Origin of the sequence: Meinhardsimonia xiamenensis, from assembly GCF_900102905.1 — a bacterium.
Classification (GTDB): domain Bacteria; phylum Pseudomonadota; class Alphaproteobacteria; order Rhodobacterales; family Rhodobacteraceae; genus Meinhardsimonia; species Meinhardsimonia xiamenensis.
In genome coordinates, this window is the sequence record NZ_FNFV01000019.1 from 1 (window position 1) to 6,521 (window position 6,521).

Annotated in this window: 7 protein-coding genes; 5 read left to right on the plus strand and 2 right to left on the minus strand. The window is 64.9% G+C overall.

Annotated elements, in window-relative coordinates; translation table 11 throughout:
- Nucleotides 1-172 precede the first annotated feature (172 nt).
- From BLQ14_RS15175 to tnpC, 3 genes are read left to right on the plus strand one after another with little or no spacing between them, the layout of a single operon-like run.
- A complete protein-coding gene (locus BLQ14_RS15175) occupies nucleotides 173-469 on the plus strand; it encodes a transposase (protein ID WP_245657043.1) in 297 nt (98 codons plus the stop codon).
- A complete protein-coding gene (tnpB, locus tag BLQ14_RS15180; protein WP_092500241.1) occupies nucleotides 466-819 on the plus strand; it encodes an IS66 family insertion sequence element accessory protein TnpB in 354 nt (117 codons plus the stop codon). The genes BLQ14_RS15175 and tnpB overlap by 4 nt, the downstream gene beginning before the upstream one ends.
- 54 nt (nucleotides 820-873) lie before the next feature.
- Nucleotides 874-2,388, plus strand: a complete 1,515-nt coding sequence (gene tnpC, locus BLQ14_RS15185) for an IS66 family transposase (RefSeq protein ID WP_092500240.1) — start codon at nucleotides 874-876, stop codon at nucleotides 2,386-2,388.
- On the opposite strand, the gene BLQ14_RS15190 is transcribed toward tnpC, so the two are convergent.
- Nucleotides 2,370-4,010, minus strand: a complete 1,641-nt coding sequence (locus BLQ14_RS15190) for a DUF6880 family protein (protein ID WP_245657141.1) — start codon at nucleotides 4,008-4,010, stop codon at nucleotides 2,370-2,372. The genes tnpC and BLQ14_RS15190 overlap by 19 nt on opposite strands.
- On the opposite strand from BLQ14_RS15190, the gene BLQ14_RS15195 reads away from it, so the two are divergent.
- Nucleotides 3,997-5,151 (plus strand): tyrosine-type recombinase/integrase, encoded by a 1,155-nt coding sequence (locus BLQ14_RS15195; protein ID WP_092501410.1) that lies wholly within the window; start codon nucleotides 3,997-3,999, stop codon nucleotides 5,149-5,151. The two genes, BLQ14_RS15190 and BLQ14_RS15195, sit on opposite strands and share 14 nt — an antisense overlap.
- A gap of 120 nt (nucleotides 5,152-5,271) precedes the next feature.
- Nucleotides 5,272-6,159, plus strand: coding sequence for a BrxR family helix-turn-helix transcriptional regulator (locus tag BLQ14_RS15200; protein ID WP_092501411.1), 888 nt, complete (start codon nucleotides 5,272-5,274; stop codon nucleotides 6,157-6,159).
- Nucleotides 6,160-6,199: 40 nt separating this feature from the next.
- Here the strand turns inward: BLQ14_RS15200 and BLQ14_RS15205 are convergent.
- The coding region (locus tag BLQ14_RS15205; protein WP_143004513.1) for an integrase core domain-containing protein at nucleotides 6,200-6,521 on the minus strand (322 nt) is incomplete at its 5' end.

Here is a 6,521-nt window from a genome sequence, read left to right on the forward strand (position 1 = left end):
CGTAAGCGGTGCGTTGGCCCCACCTTTCCTGTGAGCGTGTGATCTGCGAGTCCCGGCGTTGTGTCGATTTGTAGGGACTTTCTCCATGGAGCACTCAGCGGAGTTTCTCAGTGAGGTGATTGTCGGACCTCGCGGTCGGAGGCGGTGGCCGGATGATGTGAAAGCGCGGATCGTGGCTGAGACGTTGGAGCCGGGGACGACGGTGAATGAGGTTGCCCGGCGATATAACATGCGGCCCAATCATCTGTCGGAATGGCGGCGGATGGCGCGGGAGGGGAAGCTGGTGCTGCCGGCACTGCCGGAACCGGAGCCTGAGTTCGCGCCGATGGTTATCGAAGAGCTGACCGACTGTACGGTGGGAGCCGGGGACGCAACGGTTGAGATTGTCTGCGGCGATGTGGTGATCCGGCTGGACGAGGCGACCCCGGCGGTACGGATTGCAGAGATTGTGCGGGCACTCGGGGCATGATTTTTCCGTCGAACCGGGTACGGATCGTTGTGTCGACGAAGCCGGTGGACTTCCGGAAAGGCCATGACGGGCTGGCGGCCCTGGTGAAGAACGAGTTGCGCAAAGAGCCGTTCACCGGGACGGTGTTCGTGTTCCGCGCCAAGCGGGCCGACCGGCTGAAGCTGCTCTATTGGGACGGCACCGGGCTGGTGATGATCTACAAGCGGCTGGAGGAGACGACCTTCACCTGGCCAGCGATCCGCGACGGCCTGATGTCATTGAACCATGCCCAGTTCGAAGCGCTGTTTGCCGGATTGGACTGGCGGAAAGTGAAGGCTCTGGCGGCGCGTCCGCCGACTGCGGCAGAGTGAATCATGGGGATGTTTTGGCGGGTGCTTCCCGCGCGATTTTGATAGATCACCCCCATGAACGCGGCGGCAAATCTTCCCGATGACATCGAGGCCCTGAAGGCCATCATCCTGGCCCAGCAGGAGCAGAACGCACGTCTGGAAGCCTTGGTCGCGGCCTTCAAACAAGCGCTGTTCGGGCGCAAGTCCGAGAAGATCGATCCGGATCAGTTCGAGCTGGCGCTGGAGGATATCGAGACCGCGATTGCCCAGGTCGAGACCGAAGGTGAGGTCAATCCGCTGGTCACGCCGATGCGAACCTCGACGCCGCGCAAGACCAACCGGGGATCGCTGCCGAAACACCTGCCGCGCATCGAAGACGTGATCGAACCCGAGAGCACGGTCTGCGACTGCGGCCACGAGCGGCATGTCATTGGCGAGGATGTCAGCGAACGGCTGGATATCGTGCCGGCACAGTTCCGGGTGATCGTCACCCGCCGTCCAAAGTATGCCTGCCGGTCCTGCGAGGGCGGGATCGTCCAGGCTCCGGCACCCGCGCACCTGATCCCCGGCGGCATGCCGACCGAGGCCACGGTGGCGCATGTGATCGTAGCCAAATACGCCGACCACCTTCCCCTGTACCGGCAGGCCCAGATTTACAGCCGCCAAGGCATCGATCTCGACCGCTCCACGCTGGCAGCCTGGGTCGGACGCGCGGCGTTTGAACTCAAACCCGTCTATGACGCGCTGCTGGCGAACCTGAAGCGATCCACCAAGCTGTTCATGGATGAGACCACGGCGCCGGTGCTGGACCCAGGTCGCCGCAAAACCAAGACGGGATACTTCTGGGTCTTGGCCCGCGATGACCGCCCCTGGGGCGGCGGTGCCCCGCCGGGCGTGGCCTTCACTTACGCACCGGGCCGATCCGGCCAATACGCCGAGGGCATCCTCAAAGGCTTCACAGGAACCCTGCAAGTGGACGGCTATGCGGGCTACAACCGGCTGCTCAAACGGCCAACCCAGGATATCCAGCTGGCGTATTGTTGGGCGCACGCCCGGCGCAAGCTCCATGAAGTCGCCCAGACCGGCACAACGCCGATTGCCGATGAGGGGCTGAAACAGATTGCCGCCCTCTATCGGATCGAGAAGGACATCCGCGGTCAGAAGCCCCAGGCCCGCCTGTCCGAAAGACAAGCACGCTCAAAGCCGATCATCGACGCATTCGAGGCTTGGCTCACCACCCACCGTGCCCGCGTCTCCGCCAAGTCCCCGCTCGGTGAAGCCCTCAAATACATCGCCAAATACCGGGGCGGCTTGACCCTGTTCCTGACCGACGGCCGCATCGAGATCGACAACAATGCCGTCGAACGCAGCATCCGCCCCATCGCGCTCAACCGAAAGAACGCCCTCTTCGCAGGCCATGACGCCGGCGCACAGAACTGGGCGATGCTGGCCTCGCTGATCGAAACCTGCAAGCTCAACGCCGTCGATCCCCACGCCTGGATAACGGCGACGCTCCGGGCCATCATCAATGGCCACAAGCAATCCGATATCGACGCCCTGCTGCCTTGGAATTACGCCCAGCCAGTGTGATCGGCGCACCGCTTACCGTCGTGCGTCTCGAACGCGCCGAAGTTCGGGATCTCCCGCGCGAGCCGGGCGCATTCGGCGAGGTGCTCGGCCGCATAACGATACCGCTTGGACCGCGCCGCGTTCAGAGTGAAGTCGATCATCGCGCGCAGCGCCAGTGTCGCGGCCAGCGGGTGGCGCTCGGCCAGGGCCTCGGCCGCTGGCACGAGATATTCGTAATGGTCGCCGTCGATCTCGGCGTGGCGGGAAAGCAGGAGCTCTGCTGCGTGATCGAGCGCAGGCCAGTCGAGAAAGAATTCGAGTGCGGCGAGGAGGTCCGGATGTGACATGGCGTGTGCCATCGCCCGCTCCTCGGCCTCGATGTCGTCGAAATCTGGCAGCCGCTTGAGGTAGGCGCGCAGGTGTTCAACCGAGAGCGTACGCTTGAAGCTTTCCCAACGGAAGGCCTGCGCCTCGCCCGAACGGCCCAAGGCCTCCAGGGCCGCGAGGCGCGCCTCGGTCCATTCCTCCGGGATCCAGCCGCCCTTGCCGAACTCGGCCCGCTCGACGAAGCCGAGCGCGTCCTCCGCCCGGCCCGCGTCCAGAAGCCGCTGCGCGATCTCGGCGGCGATGGTCGGAACCCGGCGCGTCGCGGGTTCATACTGGGCGATGAACCCGTCCACGTCGCCCTGCGCATCGGCAATGTCTTGGAGCGCCATCCGGACCATGCTCTGGCGCTCGCGCTCCGCTATCTCGTGAGCATAGCGGGGGCCGCCGGTGCCCCGGGCCACCTGCTCCCATTCTTCCTTGGGCGGAACGGGAACCGGCGTGCGCCCGAGCTCCTCGACCAGCGCCTTCAGATGCGCGAGCCCCTCGGGGCCAAGGGCAGGCGCCATGTGAGCGATAAGCTCGTCATACTGACTATAGTCGTTGTCCTGCAGCGCATCGAGAACCTGCCGTGCCAGCGCTTCCGGCGCCGGCCGGGCCGCTCTGGCCAGCGCGCCCAGATCGGCGCAGGCCTGGTGAAAGAGGGCGATGATCGTGCCGCTGGAATCGTCGCAGCGCTCGAAAACCGGCGTCGCCAGCGCCATGAACCGCCACATGAGCGCCAGCGCCTCGTCCGGATCGGCCGGCGCGACCTGCTCGAGGATGGCGCGTCGCTGAGCTTCGAGGTCCTCGACCAGCGCCTTGCGGTTCTTCCAGGTGACGAAGCTACGGGCGCGGGCAATGCTGGTCAGCCGCTTGCGGATCTCGCGCGCGGCCTCCCCAGGGCTCTGTGCGCCGGCCAGCGCAAGCCGCAGCTTGCGCTTGGCCGCGGCGTTCCCGGTGCTGATCTCGATCAACAGTTGCGCCAGGCGCTCGGCGCCCAGGGTCTCGAGGTTCTTTGCGTTGAGGGTGGTCTTGGAAGCCATCGGATCGCCAGTATCGTTTGGCCGGCAGCTTATCAGCGCGACGCGGGTGCCGGAACCTGCGACGTGATTCGAAGGGCTCGTCGTTTTTCCGCGCCAGCGCGTCGAACCGCCTTGCGCGGAAACGCGCAACACTTCGTTTTTCTTTGCTATTTCAACGTGTTCATTGACTGTTGCCCACGCTTGAGCACTGTGGAGGCAACCACAACCAGCAAAGCCCGCCATGCCGAAGATCACCAAACGCCTCGTCGATGCCACCGAACCCCGACAATCCGAATTCTTCGTCTGGGACAGCGAGGTTCCTGGCTTCGGGCTGCGGGTGCTGCCGAGCGGACGCAAGGGCTACGTGGTCCAGTATCGCGCCGGACGCCGGTCGCGGCGGATCAGCCTCGGGCCCAGCACGGTGCTGACCTGCGAGCAGGCGCGCAACCGCGCCATCGCCATCGTTGCCGCCGCGCGCAATGGCGAGGATCCTGCCGCTGAACGCGATGCCGAGCGCAAGGCGATCACGGTCAGGGAGCTGGCCGAACGTTTCGACCGGGAACACATTTCCGTCCGCCTCAAGCCCAGCACCGCGAAGGAATACCGGCGGAACCTCCGGCGCTTCATCCTGCCCGCACTCGGACAGCTGACGGTCACGGGCATCACCCGGGCGGACGTGGCGAAATTCCATCACGACCTGCGCCACATCCCCTACCAGGCGAACCGCTGCCTCGAAGTGGTCTCGAAGATGTTCAGCCTCGCCGAGATGTGGGGCCTGCGTCCTGACGGCACCAACCCGCGAAAGCACATCCGTAAGTATCCCGAGGAGAAGCGCGAGCGGTTCCTCAGCGCGGCAGAGCTGCGCCGGATCGGCCAGGTGCTGCGCGAGATGGAGGATGAGAGGATCGAACTGCCCTCGGCCATCCTCGCCGCGCGCCTGTTGATCCTGACCGGCTGCCGGCTGAACGAGATCATGACGCTGAAGTGGAAACACGTCGATCTGGCCGAGCGCGTCCTGCGCCTGCCGGATTCCAAGACCGGCGCCAAGGTCGTTCATCTCGGCCAGCCCGCCGTCGAACTGCTCCGCGACGCCAAGCGCATCGACGGCAACCCGTGGGTCATCACCGGCACCCTGCCGGGCAAGCGCCTGAGCGATCTCCAGCCCTTCTGGCAGCGCGTCCGCGCCCGCGCAGGCGTGAAGGACGTCCGCATCCACGACCTGCGCCACACCTTCGCGTCCAGGGCTGTGGCCTCGGGTCAGGGACTGCCCATGATCGGCAAGCTGCTCGGCCACACGCAGGTCCAGACCACGGCCCGTTACGCCCACCTTGCTGCTGAGCCGGTGCGGATGGCGGCCGATGCGGTGGCGGAGAACCTCAGGCAATCCTTGGGGTAATTGCGCGCGACTGCCTCGCTTTTCGATTGATCGCGCCAGTGCGCGCGGCTACGCTCCAGAAAAGCCCATAAATTGGGCGCGCACAGTACACGTGCGCGAGAGGGCAATCGGGAGCGGAACGTGGACAGGGACAGGGGCGAGCTTCGCTGGGGCGTCGAGCAGCGGCTCGAGTTCATCGAATTCCGCCTGTTCTGGGAGGGGCGCGTGAATCGCAGCGACCTGATGAAGCAGTTCGGGATCTCGGTGAACCAGGCCACCTCCGACCTGAGCCGCTACATGGAGATGGCCCCGAACAACATGGTCTACGACAAGAGCGCGCGCACCTATGTGCGTGGCCCAGACTTCGCGTGCCGATTCCGCCCGCCGGACGCCGCCCGCTATCTCGCTCAGCTCCGGCTTGTCGCCGACGCTGTACTGGACAGGGAAGATTGCTGGATAGCCGAACTTCCGCCGTTCGCCTCCGCGCCGACGCCGGTGCGGGGCGTCGATCCGGTGACGCTGCGATCGGTGGTCAGCGCCATCCGCCGGTCTGAAGCGATTGAGGTCAGGTATCAGTCCCTGTCCAGCCCCGAGCCGCGCTGGCGCTGGATCGCGCCACACGCCATCGCCTTCGACGGATTCCGCTGGCACACGCGGGCGTTCTGCGAGACCGATGCGTGCTTCAAGGATTTCGTGCTCTCGCGGATGCTCGAGATCCGCGGGACGCGAGAGAGCGATGTGTCGCCGGATGACGACAGCGACTGGAATTCCGAGATCACGCTGGAAATCGGCCCCCACCCCGAGCTCTCGGACACGCAGGCGAAGGTCATCGCGCTGGACTACGGCATGCGGGCTGGCAAGGCGACGATCAAGGTCCGGCGGGCGCTTCTCTACTACGCGCTCAGGCGGCTCGGGCTCGATACCGAACCGGGCGCCCGCAGGCCGCAGGATCAGCAGATCGTTCTTATGAGTGGCAATCAATTGGTCGAAGAATCCAAGTTCACTTCTTCGCCCAAGGGAAAAGCATGAGCGAAAAATTTTTTGAACAACCCATTCTCAATTTGTTCACTTAACCTTCTTGACTGACGAATGACATGACGGTCTCGATGGGGCGTCTGCCCTGGTTCCGGTAGCCCAGATGCGGGCGCTCGGTGTTGTAGTGGACGAGCCAGGCATCGAGGTCCGCCTGCAGCGCCTCCACGGTCTCGTAGAAGGTCTCGCGCATCTTCACCCGGAAGAACTCGTCGAGCACGGTGCGGTTGAAGCGTTCCACGAAGCCGTTGGTCTTGGGGCTGCGGACCTTGGTGCGCCGGTGCTCGATGCCGTTGAGGTCGAGGTAGAGCTCGTAGGGGTGGTTCTCGCTGCCGCAGAACTCGCGGCCGTTGTCGGTG